Annotated in this window: 17 protein-coding genes; 6 read left to right on the top strand and 11 right to left on the bottom strand. The window is 69.7% G+C overall.

The genetic code is table 11. The features are described from left to right. Positions 1 to 18 precede the first annotated feature (18 nt). Positions 19 to 1,182, bottom strand: a complete 1,164-nt coding sequence (gene glgA / locus A5680_RS16905) for a glycogen synthase (protein WP_067821327.1) — start codon at positions 1,180 to 1,182, stop codon at positions 19 to 21. A gap of 269 nt (positions 1,183 to 1,451) precedes the next feature. Between glgA and glgC the strand changes: the two genes are divergently transcribed. Continuing rightward, a complete protein-coding gene (glgC, locus tag A5680_RS16910; protein ID WP_055398759.1) occupies positions 1,452 to 2,666 on the top strand; it encodes a glucose-1-phosphate adenylyltransferase in 1,215 nt (404 codons plus the stop codon). A gap of 13 nt (positions 2,667 to 2,679) precedes the next feature. On the opposite strand, the gene A5680_RS16915 is transcribed toward glgC, so the two are convergent. From A5680_RS16915 to A5680_RS16935, 5 genes are all read right to left on the bottom strand, one after another. Beyond that, entirely contained in the window at positions 2,680 to 3,354 is a 675-nt protein-coding gene (locus tag A5680_RS16915; protein ID WP_055398756.1) for an isoprenylcysteine carboxylmethyltransferase family protein, read from the bottom strand. Positions 3,355 to 3,361: 7 nt separating this feature from the next. Beyond that, positions 3,362 to 5,005 carry an ABC transporter permease gene (locus A5680_RS16920; RefSeq protein ID WP_156675147.1) on the bottom strand — a complete coding sequence of 548 codons (1,644 nt, stop codon included), beginning with the start codon at positions 5,003 to 5,005 and terminating at the stop codon, positions 3,362 to 3,364. Next, on the bottom strand, positions 5,002 to 5,916 hold the full coding sequence (locus A5680_RS16925) for an ABC transporter ATP-binding protein (RefSeq protein WP_055398754.1): 915 nt from the start codon (positions 5,914 to 5,916) through the stop codon (positions 5,002 to 5,004). The genes A5680_RS16920 and A5680_RS16925 overlap by 4 nt, the downstream gene beginning before the upstream one ends. Continuing rightward, a complete protein-coding gene (locus A5680_RS16930) occupies positions 5,906 to 6,544 on the bottom strand; it encodes a TetR/AcrR family transcriptional regulator (RefSeq protein ID WP_055398753.1) in 639 nt (212 codons plus the stop codon). The genes A5680_RS16925 and A5680_RS16930 overlap by 11 nt, the downstream gene beginning before the upstream one ends. Before the next feature lie 105 nt (positions 6,545 to 6,649). Then, entirely contained in the window at positions 6,650 to 7,318 is a 669-nt protein-coding gene (locus A5680_RS16935; protein ID WP_067821426.1) for an O-methyltransferase, read from the bottom strand. Between the two features lie 203 nt (positions 7,319 to 7,521). Between A5680_RS16935 and sigE the strand changes: the two genes are divergently transcribed. The 4 genes from sigE (at position 7,522) to tatB (ending at position 10,910) form a co-directional block, all read left to right on the top strand. Further along, positions 7,522 to 8,280, top strand: a complete 759-nt coding sequence (gene sigE, locus A5680_RS16940) for an RNA polymerase sigma factor SigE (RefSeq protein WP_067821333.1) — start codon at positions 7,522 to 7,524, stop codon at positions 8,278 to 8,280. 131 nt (positions 8,281 to 8,411) lie between these two features. Further along, complete coding sequence (rseA, locus tag A5680_RS16945; protein WP_055398747.1) at positions 8,412 to 8,807, top strand: anti-sigma E factor RseA; 396 nt, start codon at positions 8,412 to 8,414, stop codon at positions 8,805 to 8,807. Positions 8,808 to 8,993: 186 nt separating this feature from the next. Continuing rightward, complete coding sequence (locus A5680_RS16950) at positions 8,994 to 10,520, top strand: S1C family serine protease (protein WP_067821336.1); 1,527 nt, start codon at positions 8,994 to 8,996, stop codon at positions 10,518 to 10,520. Beyond that, positions 10,521 to 10,910, top strand: a complete 390-nt coding sequence (tatB, locus tag A5680_RS16955; protein WP_055398743.1) for a Sec-independent protein translocase protein TatB — start codon at positions 10,521 to 10,523, stop codon at positions 10,908 to 10,910. A gap of 19 nt (positions 10,911 to 10,929) precedes the next feature. Here the strand turns inward: tatB and A5680_RS16960 are convergent, their stop codons facing one another. The 5 genes from A5680_RS16960 to A5680_RS16980 all read right to left on the bottom strand — a co-directional run bounded on the left by A5680_RS16960 (position 10,930) and on the right by A5680_RS16980 (position 16,055). Next, on the bottom strand, positions 10,930 to 12,075 hold the full coding sequence (locus tag A5680_RS16960; protein WP_156349380.1) for an Mrp/NBP35 family ATP-binding protein: 1,146 nt from the start codon (positions 12,073 to 12,075) through the stop codon (positions 10,930 to 10,932). A 44-nt stretch (positions 12,076 to 12,119) separates the two neighbouring features. Beyond that, entirely contained in the window at positions 12,120 to 13,439 is a 1,320-nt protein-coding gene (locus A5680_RS16965; protein WP_067821339.1) for a lytic transglycosylase domain-containing protein, read from the bottom strand. A 105-nt stretch (positions 13,440 to 13,544) separates the two neighbouring features. After that, positions 13,545 to 14,090 (bottom strand): DUF1003 domain-containing protein, encoded by a 546-nt coding sequence (locus A5680_RS16970; RefSeq protein ID WP_067821341.1) that lies wholly within the window; start codon positions 14,088 to 14,090, stop codon positions 13,545 to 13,547. Continuing rightward, a complete protein-coding gene (locus A5680_RS16975) occupies positions 14,087 to 15,394 on the bottom strand; it encodes a magnesium transporter MgtE N-terminal domain-containing protein (protein WP_067821344.1) in 1,308 nt (435 codons plus the stop codon). The genes A5680_RS16970 and A5680_RS16975 overlap by 4 nt, the downstream gene beginning before the upstream one ends. A 49-nt stretch (positions 15,395 to 15,443) precedes the next feature. Next, positions 15,444 to 16,055, bottom strand: coding sequence for a DUF4190 domain-containing protein (locus A5680_RS16980; protein ID WP_067821347.1), 612 nt, complete (start codon positions 16,053 to 16,055; stop codon positions 15,444 to 15,446). A gap of 161 nt (positions 16,056 to 16,216) precedes the next feature. On the opposite strand from A5680_RS16980, the gene A5680_RS16985 reads away from it, so the two are divergent. Further along, positions 16,217 to 16,738: a general stress protein gene (locus tag A5680_RS16985; protein ID WP_067821350.1), complete on the top strand. Its 522-nt coding sequence runs from the start codon at positions 16,217 to 16,219 to the stop codon at positions 16,736 to 16,738. The last annotated feature ends 16 nt before the right edge of the window (positions 16,739 to 16,754 follow it).

Here is a 16,754-nt window from a genome sequence, read left to right on the forward strand (position 1 = left end):
GCACGGCTGCCCGCGGCCCTAGGCGCACACCTTTCGGTAGATGTCCAAGGTCTGCTCCGCCACCCGGGCCCAGGAGAATTCCTCGACGCAGCGCTGACGTCCCGCCTCGCCGTAACGCTTCGCCTTCTCGGGGTCGGCGACGAGCTCGTTGACCGCCTCGGCCAGATGGACCTGGAACCCGGTCGGGTCGCCGGGGTCGTAATGCACCAGCGAACCGGTCACCCCGTCGGCCACCACCTCGGGAATTCCGCCGACGTCGGACGCCACCACCGCCGTCGCGCAGGCCATCGCCTCCAGGTTCACGATGCCGAGCGGCTCGTACACCGAGGGGCACACGAAAACTGTTGCCGCCGATAGTATTTCGCGTAGTTCGCCGATGGGCAGCATGTCCCTGATCCAAAACACGCCCTGCCGGTTGTGGGCCAGCCGCGCCACCGCGGACCGGATCTCGTCGGCTATCTCGGGGGTGTCGGGGGCGCCCGCGCAGAGCACGACCTGCACCTGCGGATCGAAGTGGTGCGCCGCCGCCACCAAGTGGGCGACGCCCTTCTGCCGGGTGATCCGGCCGACGAACGCGACGGTCGGCCGCTGCGGGTCAACCCCGAGTTCGGCCAGCACCGAACCCGTTTGCATCGGCCCCGCCGGATGCCAAACGCCGGTGTCGACGCCGTTGCGGATGACGTGCACGACGCTGGGATCAAGGGCGGGGTAGACCCGCAGGATGTCCTCGCGCATGGCGGAGCTAACCGCGATGACGGCATCGGCGGCCTGGACCGCGGTGTGCTCCACCCACGTCGACACCCGGTAGCCCCCGCCGAGCTGCTCGGCCTTCCACGGCCGCAGCGGCTCGAGCGAATGCGCCGTCAGCACGTGCGGGAGGTCGTAAAGCAGCGCGGCCAGGTGACCGGCCATGCCGGTGTACCAGGTGTGCGAATGCACCACGGTGGCCGCCGATACGGCGTTGGCCATCAGCAGGTCCGAGGACAACGTCGACAGCGCCGGGTTGGCGCCCTGCAGGCGCGGATCGGGCTGGTGCACGAAGGCGTCCGGCCGCGGCGCGCCCATGCAGTGCACGTCGACCGCGCACAGGCGGCGCAGTTGGGCGACCAGTTCCGTGACATGTACCCCGGCTCCCCCGTAGACCTCCGGTGGGTACTCCCGAGTCATCATCGCCACCCGCATACCCGCACGGTAGTTCGGCGGCGACGAGGCCCGCGAGTCGGGCCGAGAAGACGCCGAATATCGAGCCGCGCGGCGGCGACGAGGCCCGCGAGTCGGGCCGAGAAGACGCCGAATATATCGAGCCGCGCGGCGGCGACGAGGCCCGCGAGGGGGCCCGGTTCTGGGTGACCGGCCGGCGGGACCAAATACCTTGACGGACAGCCGCACAGAACACCGCCAATAGCGCGGTCCCCCTGGCAGCGTCTCCCGAGGGCCGATAGGTTTGACCCATGAGGGAAGCGCCGCACGTGCTGGGCATTGTCCTGGCCGGGGGTGAGGGCAAGCGGCTGTATCCGCTGACCGCGGATCGGGCCAAGCCCGCGGTTCCCTTCGGCGGCGCCTATCGATTGATCGACTTCGTGCTGTCCAACCTCGTGAACGCGCGCTATTTGCGCATCTGCGTTCTCACTCAGTACAAGTCGCATTCACTGGACCGTCACATTTCGCAGAACTGGCGGTTGTCCGGGCTGGCCGGTGAGTACATCACCCCGGTGCCCGCGCAGCAGCGGCTGGGCCCCCGGTGGTACACCGGCTCCGCCGACGCGATCTACCAGTCGCTCAACCTGATCTACGACGAAGATCCCGACTACATAGTCGTTTTCGGCGCCGACCACGTGTATCGGATGGACCCCGAGCAGATGGTCCAATTCCACATCGAAAGTGGGGCGGGCGCGACGGTCGCCGGCATCCGGGTGCCCCGCGGCGAGGCCACCGCATTCGGGTGCATCGACTCCGACGACTCCGGCCGCATCCGCGATTTCGTGGAGAAGCCCCTGGACCCGCCGGGAACACCCGACGACCCCGACTCGACGTACGTGTCGATGGGCAACTACATCTTCACCACCAAGGTGCTCATCGACGCGATCCGCGCGGACGCCGACGACGACCACTCCGATCACGACATGGGCGGTGACATCATCCCGCGCCTGGTGGGCGACGGGCTGGCCGCGGTGTACGACTTCAGGGACAACGAGGTGCCCGGGGCAACCGACCGCGACCGCGGCTACTGGCGGGACGTGGGGACGCTCGACGCCTTCTACGACGCGCACATGGACCTGGTGTCGGTCCACCCGGTCTTCAACCTCTACAACAAGCGCTGGCCGATTCGGGGCGAGTCCGAGAACCTGGCGCCGGCCAAGTTCGTCAACGGCGGCTCGGCGCAGGAGTCGGTCGTCGGGGCCGGCAGCATCATTTCCGCGGCGTCGGTGCGCAATTCGGTGCTGTCGTCCAACGTCGTGGTCGACGACGGCGCGATCGTGGAGGGCAGCGTGATCATGCCGGGCGCCCGGGTCGGCCGGGGCGCGGTGGTGCGCCACGCCATCCTGGACAAGAACGTCGTCGTCGGGCCCGGCGAGATGGTCGGCGTGGACCTGGAGAAGGACCGCGAACGCTTCGCCATCAGCGCCGGCGGTGTGGTCGCGGTGGGCAAGGGCGTCTGGATCTAGCCGCGCCGGGCGGCTACCACACGTTCGGCAGCAGCCGGTAGGGCACGTGCTCCGCGTACTCGCGGTAGCCGGGCAGTTCGGTGTAGAGCAGCTTCTCCTCGTCCAGGATGCGCAGCACGAGCAGCGCGACGCCCGGGATGATCAACAGCAGCGCCCAGTACGAGCCCAGCGCCAGCGGCATGCCCACCATCATGATCACGTTCCCGGCGTACATCGGGTGGCGGATGGACTTGTAGAGACCTTCGGAGGCCACCTTCTGGCCTTCCTCCACGGTGACGGTGGCGGCGGCATAGCTGTTCTCGATGATCACCCGCATCGAGAGCCCCAGCCCGGCCGCTATCAGGACCACACCGACCAGGCACAGCCATACCGGGACCGTCGACCAGCCCATCCGATGGTCGAATGCGCTGAACGCCATGATCACGAAGAGGATCCCGAACGCGCCGGCGCTGATGATCTTCTGGGCGGTTCGGCTTTCCGCCTGTGGTCCCGCGTGCATGCGGCGCTGCAGCGCGTCCGGGTGTTTCCGCGCCAAATAGATTGTCGGGATGATCGATACCACGGTGAAGATGGAGATGAACACCCATCCCTGCCAATAGCGGATGGTGCCGGCCGGCACGAATAGGACCAGGGCGTAGGCGGCGATCCCGAGGATCGAAGACACCGCTAATCGAACACCGATCTTCATGCCGCTCCTAACCGCGCAGATCGCGTCGTCGAAAAGCCACGGCTCCCAGGGCGATCAGTGTGGCATCGATGGCGAGCAACCACAACAGCGGCGCGGCCGTGAAATCTTTGCTGACGCGCGGGATGTGAGCGAACGGCTCGAAGTCGAGCACCCACTGCGGGAACCCGGCCAGGGAACCGATCAGGTACAGGGCGACGAAGCCGACGAGAACGCCCCAGGCCACGGGCGTGAATCGCGGTGCGACACCGAACAAGAGGACGGTCACCGCGCACATCAGCCAGACGGCGGGCAGTTGAACGGCCGCGCTTGCCACCACAACGGCCACCTTGCCGCCGACGTCCCCCGCGGCGGCGCCGTAGACGAGGCCGCCCGCCAACCCGCTGACCAGCATCGCCATCGTGGAGCCCAGCAACGCGGCCAGCACGTGGCTGGCGAGCCACCGATCGCGCGACACCGCGCCGGCCAGCGTCGTCTCGGCGCGTTGGGCCGACTCCTCCTGATGTAGCCGCAAGGTCAGCGAAACCGAGAACGCGGCCGCGGCCATGCCCAGCATCGTGAACGCGACGGCGATGAAGGCTTCCGCCAAGGCGTTGGTGCCGCCCATTCGGACGACGATGCCGCGGGCGGCGTTGCTGTCGCCGAGCTGCGCGCCGATGCCTTGCACCACGCTGCCCATCAGGAGGCCGTACAGGCACAGGCCCACGGTCCACAGCAACAGCGCCCCGCGGTCCAGCCGCCACGCCAGCCCGAACACGTTGCCGAGCGCGGGCGCGGCGGCGCCGGGGCCGGGGCGCTCGGCGAACAGGCCCGCGCCCACGTCCCGGCCGGCGAGGAGCCGATACGCCACCGCGGTGAGCGCGACGGTGGTTACCAGGTGCAGCATCAGCACCGGCCAGTGGTCACCCGCGTAGGGGCGGACTTGCAGCGACCAGCCCAGCGGCGAAAGCCAGGACAGCGCACCCGAACCCGCGTCGCCGAGGGCGCGCAGCGTGAAGGCGGCCGCCAGGATCGCAAACGCCGTGCCGCGCGCGACCCGCGCGCTCGGCGACAGCTGCGCGGCCACTGCGGCGACGGCGGTGAACACCAGCCCGGAGCAGGCCAGCGCCGCGCCGAAAGCGAGCGACCCGCCGGGCGCGACATCGGTGGTGAGCAGCCCCGCCGCGCCGATCGCTCCGGTGGCGATGCTGGCACCGAATGACAACAGCAGGGCGGCGCTAAGGCTGGCGTAGCGACCGACCGCGGTCGAGTCCACGAGTTCGGTGCGGCCGGCCTCCTCGTCCGCGCGGGTGTGCCGGATGACGGTCAGGATGACGGCCACCGCGATCAGCATGTGGAACATTCCGGCCTTCCAAATGCCAACGGCCCCAAGGCTGTCGTTGTAGACCTGCCCGTAGAGTGCGCGCTGTGCGGGGCTTGCCATGATGGAAGCCGCGAACCCGGCGCGGGCGGCCTGGGTGGGGTAGACCTTTTCGATGCTGCCGACGTACACCGTTGCCAACGGCACCGACAGCAGCAGCACCCACAGGGGCAGCGCGATGCGGTCGCGCCGCAAGTAGAGCCGCAGCATGCCCAGGGTTCCCGCGAAGTTCGGCCGACGTGGCGGTGCGGGGTGGGCCGGCCGGTGCGACCGATCCAGGGTTGCAGTGCTCATGATGCGGCCACCTTGTCCGCGGTGTCGTAGTGGCGCAGGAAGAGTTCCTCGAGGGTCGGCGGCTGGCTGACCAGGCTGCGCACGCCCGCGTCGCCCAGCGCCCGGATCAGTTCTCCGAGGCTCTCGCCGTCGACCTGGGCGCGCACGGTGTTGCCCTCGACGCTGACGTCCTCGACGCCCTTGATGCGCGTGAGGTCGCCGGGGTCGCCGGTCATTTCGGCCTTGATCGAGGTGCGGCTCAGATGGCGCATCGAGTCCAGTGACCCGCTCTCGACGGTCTTGCCGGCCCGGATGATGGTCACCCGTTCGCACAGCGCCTCGGTCTCGGCCAGGATGTGGCTGGACAGCAAGACCGTTGCCCCGTCGTCACGCGCCTCGGCGACGCACTGCTGAAAGACGTTCTCCATCAACGGGTCCAGGCCGCTGCTCGGCTCGTCCAAGAGCAACAGGCGGGCCCGCGAGGAGAAGGCGGAGATCAGCGAGACCTTCTGCCGGTTGCCCTTCGAGTAGGTCCGCGCCTTCTTGTGTGGGTCGAGGTCGAAACGCTCGATCAGCTCGGCGCGACGCTTGTGGTCGATGCCGCCGCGCATGCGGGCCAGCATGTCGATGGTCTCGCCGCCGGTCAGCGTCGGCCACAGCGTGACATCGCCTGGCACGTAGGCGATCTGGCGGTGCAGCGCGACCGCGTCGGTCCAGGGATCGCCGCCCAGCAGCCGCACGCTGCCGCCGTCCGCCTTGACCAAGCCCAGCAGGATGCGCATCGTCGTCGACTTCCCGGCGCCGTTGGGGCCGAGGAAGCCGTGCACTTCACCTTCGCGCACCGAGAGCTCGAGGCCATCCAGCGCGCGCACCGACCCGAAATTCTTTATCAGGCCGTGAATTTCGATGGGCGCTGCATTGTCAATCGTCATGTGATCCTCCTTGATCTTCGGCGGCCAGGAACGCGTCGTACATGGTCCGGTCGACCATCAATCCCTCGGTGTAGATCTCCAGGGCCGGCAGCACCATGTCTCGGGCATAGTCGCGTAGGACTGCCCGCAGATCCGTTGGGGTTTCGTGCATTTGCAGGTAGAGCAAGAACCCCCCGCCGCCGGTGATGCCCAGGTATTTGGCCCTCGCCTCGGGGTCGCGGCTGGGCTTGATCGTGCCGGCGCGCACGCCCTCTTCCATGTAGGCGGAGGTGTTGTCGATCATCCTGCGCCACATCATGTTCGCCAGCTCGCCGCCGGTCTGCATGCTGCGGACCACGTAGGCCATCAGCGGCGCGTACTCCTCGATCTCGGCCAACTGCGCGAACCAGGTGGCCGGGTCGTTGGAGCGAATCGCCTCGGACTTCTGGTTGTAGATCTGATCGGCGATGTAGTCCTCGCAGGCCTTGCGCAGGCCTTCCTTGGAGCCGAAGTGGTGAATCACCAGCGCCGCGCTGACGCCGGCGGCCTCCGCGATCTTGCGCAGCCCGACCCCGAAGCCGTGCTGGCCGAACTGCTCGATGGCCGCGTCGCGAATCCGGGCGGCGGCGGTCAGGTCGGCTGAACGCATGTTCAGTACGCTAAACGTCTGTTCAGTCGCGAGTCAAGCAGGTGCCGCGTCAAGAATCCGTATAGATCGTCGGGCGGTCGTCTACGCGTCGCCGCGGCGGCGCGGTCAGTCGCGGACCGCGGCCAAAATCCCGTCGCCCAGCGGCACCAGGGCCGGGGTGAGCCGCTCGTCCTCGGCGATCAGCCGCGCCGCTTCCCGCACCGCGGCCACCTCGGCGTCGCGGGCGGCGGGATCGCCGGCCCGCCCGCCGAGGGCGGCCCGGTGCACGACGATGACGCCGCCCGATCGCAACAGCCGCACGCCCTCCACGACGTATTCCGGCTGGTCGACCGGGTCGGCGTCGACGAATACGAGGTCGTAGGACTCGTCGGCGAGCCGGGTCAGCACCTCCTGGGCCCGGCCGCTGATCAACCGCGTGCGCGACGGTCCGATGCCGGCCTCGGAGAAGGCCTGCTTGGCCAGCCGCAGATACTCGGGCTCGATGTCGATGGTCGTCAGGACGCCGTCGTCGCTCATGCCCGACAACAGCCAGAGCCCGCTGACCCCCGCGCCGGTCCCCACCTCCGCGACGGCCTTGCCGCCGCTGAGCTTGGTCAGCAGGCTCAACAGGGCCCCCACCGCCGGCGTCACCGCCCCGGCGCCGATGTCCACGGCGCGCTCGCGGGCGGCCGCCAGCAGGGCGTCTTCCGAGATCGACCCCTCGGCGTGCGCGATGAGGGATTCGGCTCGACTGGGCGCCGCCTGGTCGGGGGTTTCTGCGTCCGTGCCGTCCATGCCCGCAGCGTATTCCACTCCGGTGTGCGGCCCCGACATGGCGCGCCTAACGAGGCCCGGCACGACACACCCGGCGAAGCCGATGCGTTTAACTTCACCCCGCGCCGGATATGTCCTGCACAGCGCTGGTAACGATACGGTTTCTCAGCCTGAGCTCAGACTGTTCATATATCGCACATACGCCGATACGCGACGGTGTCCCTATGGATCGCGGAGCGCGTTGGGACGGGAATACGGACTGGCGGCTACGTGTTGCCGCCGGTGACGACTTGTCGCTTTTCGGCAGGACGGATTCGGAGGATCTGATCATCACCACGCTTTTGGGCCCGGCCAGCATGTCTCACCCGCAGGACTGCCCTGCAGACGAGTGGGTGGAGCCGTCCGAGGGTTTGCAAGGCACCGCGGTTTTCGACGCGACCGGGGACAAGGCCACGATGCCCTCGTGGGACGAGCTGGTGCGTCAGCACGCCGACCGGGTCTACCGGCTGGCCTACCGCCTCTCCGGCAATCAGCACGACGCGGAGGACCTCACCCAGGAGACCTTCATCCGGGTTTTCCGGTCGGTGCAGAACTATCAGCCGGGAACGTTCGAAGGCTGGCTGCACCGCATCACCACCAACCTCTTCCTCGACATGGTGCGCCGGCGCGCGCGCATCCGGATGGAGGCGTTGCCGGAGGACTACGAGCGGGTGCCCGCCGACGAGCCCAACCCCGAAGAGATCTACCACGATTCGCGGCTGGGCCCGGATTTGCAGGCGGCCCTGGATTCGCTGCCGCCGGAGTTCCGCGCCGCGGTCGTGCTGTGTGACATCGAGGGCCTGTCCTACGAGGAGATCGGCGCGACCCTGGGCGTGAAGCTCGGCACCGTGCGCAGCCGCATCCACCGCGGCCGCCAGGCCTTGCGCGACTACCTGGCCGCGCACCCCCAACCGGGCGCCGCGGCCCACGCCGAGTCGGCGTAGCCGACCGCCCGAATCGGCACACCCGGGTTCGCCGCTTGGGGATAAGCCAGCGGATTTGCGGTATTGACACGCGATATTGCGCACCGCCTCGCGCTACATTCGAGGGGTAGGCGCAACGAAAGGACCCGGTGATGCCCGATCGAGGACATCTCTTCCGGCGCGCGTTCTCCTGGCTCCCCGCACAGTTCGCCTCTCAGAGCGATGCGCCCGTCGGCGCGCCGCGCCAGTTCGGTTCCACCGAGCACCTTTCCGTGGAGGCCATCGCGGCGTTCGTCGACGGTGAGCTGCGCATGAACGCGCACCTGCGGGCGGCGCATCACTTGTCGCTGTGCCCGCAGTGCGCGGCGGAGGTCGACGACCAAAGCCGGGCCCGCGCCGCGCTGCGCGACTCACATCCCATCCGCATCCCCAGCACGCTGCTCGGCATGCTCGCCGAGATTCCCTACGATTCGCCCGACGACGCCACCACCCGGGCATCCGACCGATTCGCTGACCGCGACGCCCGTGAGCAGCGCAAGCGCCCCTAGCTCGGCGACTTCCCGCGCAACTGCCGATGGTTGACCCCGCCGAATTTGCGCACCCCGCCCCCGCGCTCATGGGCGACCCGCCACGAACCGTGGATACTAGGGTGAACACGACCACGCCGGTGTCGTGGATATCGCCCGGTGCAGGGCCTGTCTCGAGCGCTCAAGAAGAGGATCCAAAGGGATAACGTGACCTCCGATCAAGGCTTCGACCAGAAGCAGGACAGCGGCAAGAACAGCGGCAACCGCTTAGCCCCGCGCCCCGTCTCCCGTCCGCCGGTGGACCCCGCATCGCGTCAACTCTTCAGCCGCCCCGCCGGACTGCGCGGGTCCTTCCTGGCCGACCGCGTCCGCCCGCAGAAGTACCGGGACCAGGGCGAGTTCTCCCCGCACGACGAGCCGGCCGATCCGGTCCTCCAGGAGGCGTTCAGCCGGCCGGTCGGCAGCCCCGACTCGCTGCAGCGCCACCCCGTTGACGCCGGCGCGCTGGCCGCCGAGAAGGACGGTGCCGGCCCCGACGAGCTCGATGATCCGTGGCGGGACCCGTCGGCCGGGGCCGCGTTGGGCACCCCGGCGGTCGCCCCGTCGGGGCCGCGGGGACCGCAGGGCTACGGCGGCAAGCTGGGCGTGCGCGACGTGCTGTTCGGCGGCAAGGTGTCCTACCTCGCGCTGCTGGTGCTGTTGCTGATCGCGCTGGTGATCGGCGTGATCGGCGGGGTGATCGGGCGCAAGACGGCCGAGGTCGCCGAGGCGTTCACCACCTCGAAGGTGACGCTGTCGACCAACGGCAACGGGGAGGGCCCGGCCGGCCGGTTCGCCAAGGTGGCGGCCGCAACCGCGAACGCGGTGGTGACCATCGAGTCCAAGAGCGACCAGGAGGGCATGCAGGGCTCCGGCGTGGTGATCGACGGCCGCGGCTACATCATCACGAACAACCACGTGATCTCCGAGGCGGCGAACAACCCCAGCCAGTTCAAGACGACCGTGGTGTTCAACGACGGCAAGGAAGTGCCCGCCAACCTGGTCGGGCGCGACCCCAAGACCGACCTGGCGGTGCTCAAGGTCGACAACGTCGACAACCTGAGCGTGGCCCGGTTCGGCGACTCGGACAAGGTGCGCGTCGGCGACGAGGTGCTGGCGGCGGGCGCGCCGCTCGGGCTGCGCAGCACCGTGACCCACGGCATCATCAGCGCGCTGCACCGGCCCGTCCCGTTGTCGGGGGAGGGCTCGGACACCGACACCGTCATCGACGCCCTGCAGACCGACGCGTCGATCAACCACGGCAACTCCGGTGGCCCGCTGATCGACATGGACTCGCAGGTGATCGGGATCAACACCGCGGGTAAGTCGTTGTCCGACAGCGCAAGTGGGCTGGGCTTCGCGATCCCGATCAACGAGGCCAAGCAGGTGGCCCAGACGCTGATCAAGGACGGCAAGATCGTGCACCCGACGCTGGGCATCAGCACCCGCTCGGTGAGCAACGCGATCGCCTCCGGTGCGCAGGTCGCCAACGTGAAGGCCGGCAGCCCCGCGCAAAAGGGCGGGATCCTGGAGAACGACGTCATCGTCAAGGTCGGTAACCGCACCGTCGCCGACGCCGACGAGTTCGTCGTCGCCGTCCGGCAGCTGACCATCGGCCAGGACTCCCCGATCGAGGTGGTCCGCGACGGCCGGCACGTCACGCTGACCGTCAAGCCCGACCCCGACGGCAGCTAGATGTTCGGCAGCCTGAGCTGGGAGCACATCCTGGTCCTCGTCGTGGTGGGGCTGGTGGTCCTCGGCCCCGAGCGGCTCCCCGGCGCCATCCGCTGGACGTCGACCGCGCTGCGCCAGGCGCGCGACTACCTCAGCGGGGTGACCACCCAGCTGCGCGAAGACCTCGGGCCCGAGTTCGACGAGCTCCGCGCGCCGCTGAGCGAGCTGCAGCGGCTGCGCGGGATGACGCCGCGCGCCGCGCTGACCAAGCACCTGCTGGACGGCGACGATTCGTTCTTGACGGGGAACTTCGACCGGCCGGTCAACGGCACCGCGGCCGCGCCGGCGGAGCCGTCGCCACCGCCCGTGCAGGCTCCCGGGCCGGCGCCGTTCGACGCCGACGCGACCTAGCGGGTCGCCGCCATCGGACCTAGCGCCGCGTCGGATCCAGGCCCAGCGACACGCCCGCCAGGCCGCGCCGTCGCGATGACAGGTTGTCGGCCACGCTGCGCAGCTCCTTGCCCGCCGGGGAATCCGGGGCGCTGAGCACGATGGGGGTGCCGGAATCGCCGGCGGCCACCAGCGCGGGGTCCAACGGGATCTGGCCGAGCAGAGGCACCTCGGCGCCGACGGCGCGGGACAGGCGCTCGGCCACCTGCCGGCCGCCGCCCTCGCCGAACACCTGCATCGTCGAGCCGTCCGGCAGCGTGAGGCCCGCCATGTTCTCCACGACGCCGGCGATGCGCTGCCGGGTTTGCATCGCGATGCTGCCCGCCCGCTCGGCGACCTCGGCCGCGGCCAGCTGCGGCGTCGTCACCACCATGATCTCGGCGCTGGGGATCAGCTGGGCCACCGAGATGGCGATGTCCCCGGTGCCCGGCGGCAGGTCCAGCAGGAGGACGTCCAGATCGCCCCAGTAGACGTCGGCCAGGAACTGTTGCAGCGCCCGGTGCAGCATCGGCCCGCGCCACACCACCGGGGTGTTGCCCTCGGTGAACTGGGCGATCGAGATGACCTTCACCTCGTGGGCGATGGGGGGCAGGATCATCGACTCGACCTGGGTGGGCCGGTCCGTGGTGCCCATCATCCGGGGGATGGAATGGCCGTGGATGTCGGCGTCGAGCACGCCCACCGAGAGGCCGCGGGCCGCCATGGCCGCGGCCAGGTTGACCGTGACGGTGGACTTGCCCACACCGCCCTTTCCGGACGCGACCGCGTACACCCGCGTCAGCGAATTCGGTTGGGCGAAGGGGATGACGGGCTCGCGGGCATCGCCGCGCAACTGCTTGCGCAGTTCGGTGCGCTGCTCGTCGTTCATCACGTCCAGGGTGACCTTGACGGCGCCGGTGCCCGGCACGTCGGCGACCGCGTTGGTGACCCGCTCGGTGATCTCCGTCTTCTTCGGGCACGCGGCGGTGGTCAGGTAGATCCCGACGTGCACGCCGCCGTCGGGCTGGGTGTCAATGCTCTTGACCATCCCCAGTTCGGTGATCGGGCGCCGGAGTTCGGGGTCGATCACCTTCCCCAGGGCGGTGCGGATTGCTGCGCTCAAGTCGGCAGCGTCATGACCAGACATCACCGCCGAGTGTAGGCGTGCGCGATGGGGCCGTCTGGCGGCGGTCAGCCGCCCGCGACGGGTCCCGGCGGCTTCGGCGCCGCCGCGTTCGGCGGGCCGGCGGGTTTGGGTGCCGCAGCCGCGGGGGCCGGGGCCGCCTGGGGCGCGGGAGCCTGCGCGTCCGGCGGTGGCGGCGGGGCCATCGGCGGGGCCATTGGCGGGGGTGGTGCCATCGGCGGCGGTGCCATGGGCGGCGGCGCCCACGGCTGGGCCGGCTGCGGCGGATTCTGGGGACCGACACAGATCACCGTGCAGCCGGGCATACGCGTCGGGGCCTGCTGCGGCGTGGGGCTCATCCACGGGAACATCGACTGCTGACCGGGGCTCTGCGGCCCGGAGAGGTCGATCAGCGGCATGCGCGCCAGGGGGTCGTCCAACGGCAACCCGTTGACGTTCATCGGCAGGTTGGGGCCGAGTCCCTCGGCATGCTCGAGGTGCGCGTCGGCGAGCGGCGGCGGCGGGCCCGTCATCGGAGGCAGGTCGACCGGAACCACGCCGGTGGCGTACGCCGACGCCCAGCCCAGCACGTTCTGCGCGTACGCCATCGAGTTGTTGTAGCGCAGGATCGCGGCCATCACTTGCGACGGGTCGCGGAGGTTGAGGCCGCCGCTGCACAGGTAGCGCGCCGCGGCCAGGGTGGAGTCGAACAGGTTCTGTGGATCGGCGACGCCGTCGCCCTTGCCGTCGGAGGCGTACCGCGCCCAGGTGCCGGGCAAGAACTGCATCGGCCCCATCGCGCGGGCGTAGGTGGGCCGGTTGCCGGTGCTGCTCTGCAGGATGATCTCGTTGCCCGGCAGCGTGCCGTCCAACGCGGGGCCGTAGATCGGGACGACCGCCGTGCCGCGCGCGTCGACCGCCCCGCCGCCGGCATGACCCGACTCGATGCGGCCTATCCCGGCCAGCAGGTTCCAGCTGACGCCGCAGCCGGGGGCGGCCACGGCCATCTTCTGTTCGGCGCTGCGGTAGGCCGCCAGCGCGATGCTCGGAATGCCAAGCGCCCCAGGCGCATTCACGATCATCGGTTTCGGCGGAGCCGACAGGGCGGGCTCGGCGACGTGGAAGGCGGTCGGTGAACGGTCGGCGGACACGACCGCCGGGCCCGAGAGGTCGGGAACGGTGGGGGAAACCGCGGCCACCGGGGCCACTTTCGCGTGCACCTGCGGAAGCTTTTCGGGGAGCGAGGGTGCCGCCCCGCTCACCGCCCCGGCGAAGACCAACGGGGCGATCGTGGCGACGCCGAATGCGCGCGTGCGCGTCACCTGAAGTGCTCCTTGCCGCTCCGCTGCGGCGGCCGGGCGTGCACCCCGGCGTCCCCCAATGCGCACTCGACCGTCCTAGGTATGTGAGCTGGTCAACTGCTCTTCAGCCGTGAACTAGATCACCATACATAACTCTTGTGACCAGAGTGGCGCAATGGTCTGAACTGGTTCTCAGCCCGATTTCTTAGTGACGCGGTCCACGCCGGCGCCGCCCTGTACCCCCTCGGCGCCCCCGGATTCGGGGTCCAATCGGGCCAGCAGCGCGCGCAGATCCTCCAGCTCATGACGCAGATATTCGCGGGTCACGACCTCGCCGACGGCGAGCCGCACGGCCGCGAGCTCGCGGGCCAGAAACTCGGTGTCGGCCTTGGTCTGCGCCGCGCGATGACGATCCTGTTCGAGCGCGACCCGGTCCCGGTTCTCCTGACGATTCTGGGCGAGCAAAATCAGCGGCGCCGCGTAGGCGGCCTGCGTGGAGAAGGCGAGGTTGAGCAGGATGAAGGGATAGGGGTCGAAGCGGGCCGCGGCGGCGAAGAGGTTCACGGCGATCCAAACGATCACCACGATTGTCTGCACCAGCAGGTAGCGGCCGGTGCCGAAGAACCGCGCGATGGACTCGGTGATCTGGCCGACGGCCTCGGGGTCCAGGCGCGGCGAGTATCTGCGCGACGTCCGCGGGGTGGAAAGCAGCCGGCGGGGTGCCGGGGACTTGCTCACGCGGATCCTCCCAGTTCGTCGAGCCGGCCTGCGGCGTCGAGCGCCTGCATGTCCACCCGCCAGTCGTGCGGCAGCAGGTGATCGAGCAGGTCGTCCACCGTCACCGCGCCCAGCAGGTGGTTCTGATCATCGAGCACCGGTCCGCACACCAGGTTGTAGGCCGCCAGGTAGCGGGTCACCGCCGCCAGCGGGGTCTCCGGCGTCAGGGTGAGCAGGTCGGTGTCCACGATGCCGCCGACCAGTTCCGCCGGTGCCTCGCGGAGCAGCCGTTGCAGTTGCACACAACCCAGGTACCGGCCGGTGGGCGTGGCCGTGGGCGGGCGCACCACGAACACCATGGACGACAGGGCGGGGGTGAGGTCCGGGTCGCGGACGCGGGCCAGCGCCTCGGCGACCGACGTGTCGGGCGTCAGCACCACCGGATCCGAGGTCATCAGCCCGCCCGCCGTGTCCGGCGAGTGCGCCAGCAGTCGCCGGACCGGGGCCGAATCGTCCGGGTCCATCCGGGTCAGCAGCATCTCGGCGTCCGTCGGGTTCAGCACGCCGAGCAGGTCGGCGGCGTCGTCGGGATCCATCTCCTCGAGGACGTCGGCCGAGCGTTCCGTGCCCAGCTCGGAGAGCACGTCGGCCTGGTCCAGTTCGGGCAGTTCCTGCAGCACATCCGCCAGCCGGTCGTCGTCGAGCGCCTTGAGCACTTCGTAGCGGCGCTTGGGCGGCAGGCCGCGGATGGCGTCGGCCACGTCGACCGCCTTCCAGCCCTCGAACTGATCCAGCAGCTGCGCCACGCCCTGACCCGGCAGCGCCAGCGCCGACGGGCTCAGGCCTTGCACGTGGTACCAATCCACGACGTGCACAGGGCCGCGTCGCCCCAGCCGCCGCTGGCTGCGGACCGCGACCCGGCTCACCATCCAGTCGCGGGTGCGGGTTTGTTCGATCCCGAGGTCGGTGACGACGACGTCCAGGCCGGCCAGTTCCGGCAACGCGGGATCGTTGACCTTGACCTGCGTGTCGAGCACCTGGCCGATCGCCAGCACCTCACCCGGGCGCTGTTCGAAGCGGCGCAGGGAGACGCTTCCGGTGTTGAGGGTGACGGCCTCCGGCTCGATCGCGGCGACCCGAAGCATCGGGATGAAGATGCTGCGCCGCGTCGCCAGGTCGACGACCAATCCCAGGACGCGCGGTTGTTGACGCACGATGCTGATGCTGATCACGACATCGCGGACCCGGCCGAAGGATTCGCCGAGCGGACCCAGCACCAACATCCGCGAGAGCCGGGCGATGTAGACCCTGTTGACCGATGCCATGGGGAGAGCCTAGGCAGCCGCGCTCGGTACGGCAGATGCTGGGATGCGGCTAACGCGAGTGCATCGCGAACAGGAAGACGATCGTGGTGACCACCAGGGTCGCGACGCCGATCACGATGCCGGCCACCGCCAGGCCGTAGCCGTCCTGCTGGGTCCGCCGAATCTGGTTGATCGCGACCGCGCCCAGCACGATCGCCACAATCGAGCCGACGCAGCAGCAGAACACGCCGGTGAACGACGTGACGAGCGAGGCGATCGCGAGCTTGTTCGTGCCCGGTTTGACGCCGCTCGGGGTGCCATAGCCGCCCAGGTAGTCCGGGGCGGGGTAGTAGCCGCCCGGATACGGCGGCGGACCGTAGCCGCCCGGCGGCCCCCCGAATTGTGACGGGCCCGGCTGGTAGGGCGGCGCGCCGTAGCCCGGCGGCTGGTCATAGCCGGGCGGTGGCCCGTATCCGGCTGGGGGCGGCGGGTATTGGCCCGCGTAGCCGGGTTGGTACTCGATGGGGTAGCCCGGCGGCGGATACGCCGGGGGCGGGTAGTCCGGCGCCGGCGGTTCCCACGCGGCCCCCGGCTGGTCCGGGCCCCCGCTGCCGCCGGCGGACGACGGTTTGGCCTGGTCGTCGTGGGCGGGGTCGCCGAAGCTGTCGCCGGGCGCTGTCATGGTGTTCAACCTAGCCGATGCCCGGTTGGCCGATCGGCGGCGAACCGCCGCGCGTCGCACGGCCCTCGTCGGGGCGGTGACGGCTTTGTTTGTGCAGGTCGCTGGCTAGGCTAGGAGGTCCGAGATGTGGCATCGGCCGGGGCGGAGGAGAATGAGCAGCAATGACTAGTCCTTTCCAGCCCGGTCAAGTCCCCGGCTCCACGCCCACGGGCGCGACGGGCCGCCGCGCGCCCGGACTGCCGACGCCGCCCAAGGGTTGGCCGGTCGGGTCCTATCCCACCTACGCCGAGGCGCAGCGCGCCGTCGACTACCTCTCCGAGCAGGAGTTCCCGGTCCAGCAGGTGACCATCGTCGGCGTCGACCTGATGCAGGTGGAGCGGGTCACCGGCAGGCTGACCTGGGCCAAGGTGCTCGGTGGCGGCGTGCTGAGTGGGGCCTGGCTGGGTCTGTTCATCGGATTGGTACTCGGTTTCTTCAGCCCGAATCCCTGGGCCGCGCTGGCCACCGGCCTGGTGGCCGGGGTCTTCTTCGGGTTGATCACCTCCGCCGTCCCCTACGCGATGGCCCGCGGCACAAGGGATTTCAGCTCGACCATGCAGCTGGTGGCCGGCCGCTATGACGTGCTCTGCGATCCGCAGAACGCGGAGAGGGCACGGGACCTGTTGGCGCGCTTGGCGATTTGAGGCCGCGCGCGAGAGG

It is taken from the genome of Mycobacterium sp. E2989 (assembly GCF_001667595.1).
GTDB lineage: Bacteria > Actinomycetota > Actinomycetes > Mycobacteriales > Mycobacteriaceae > Mycobacterium.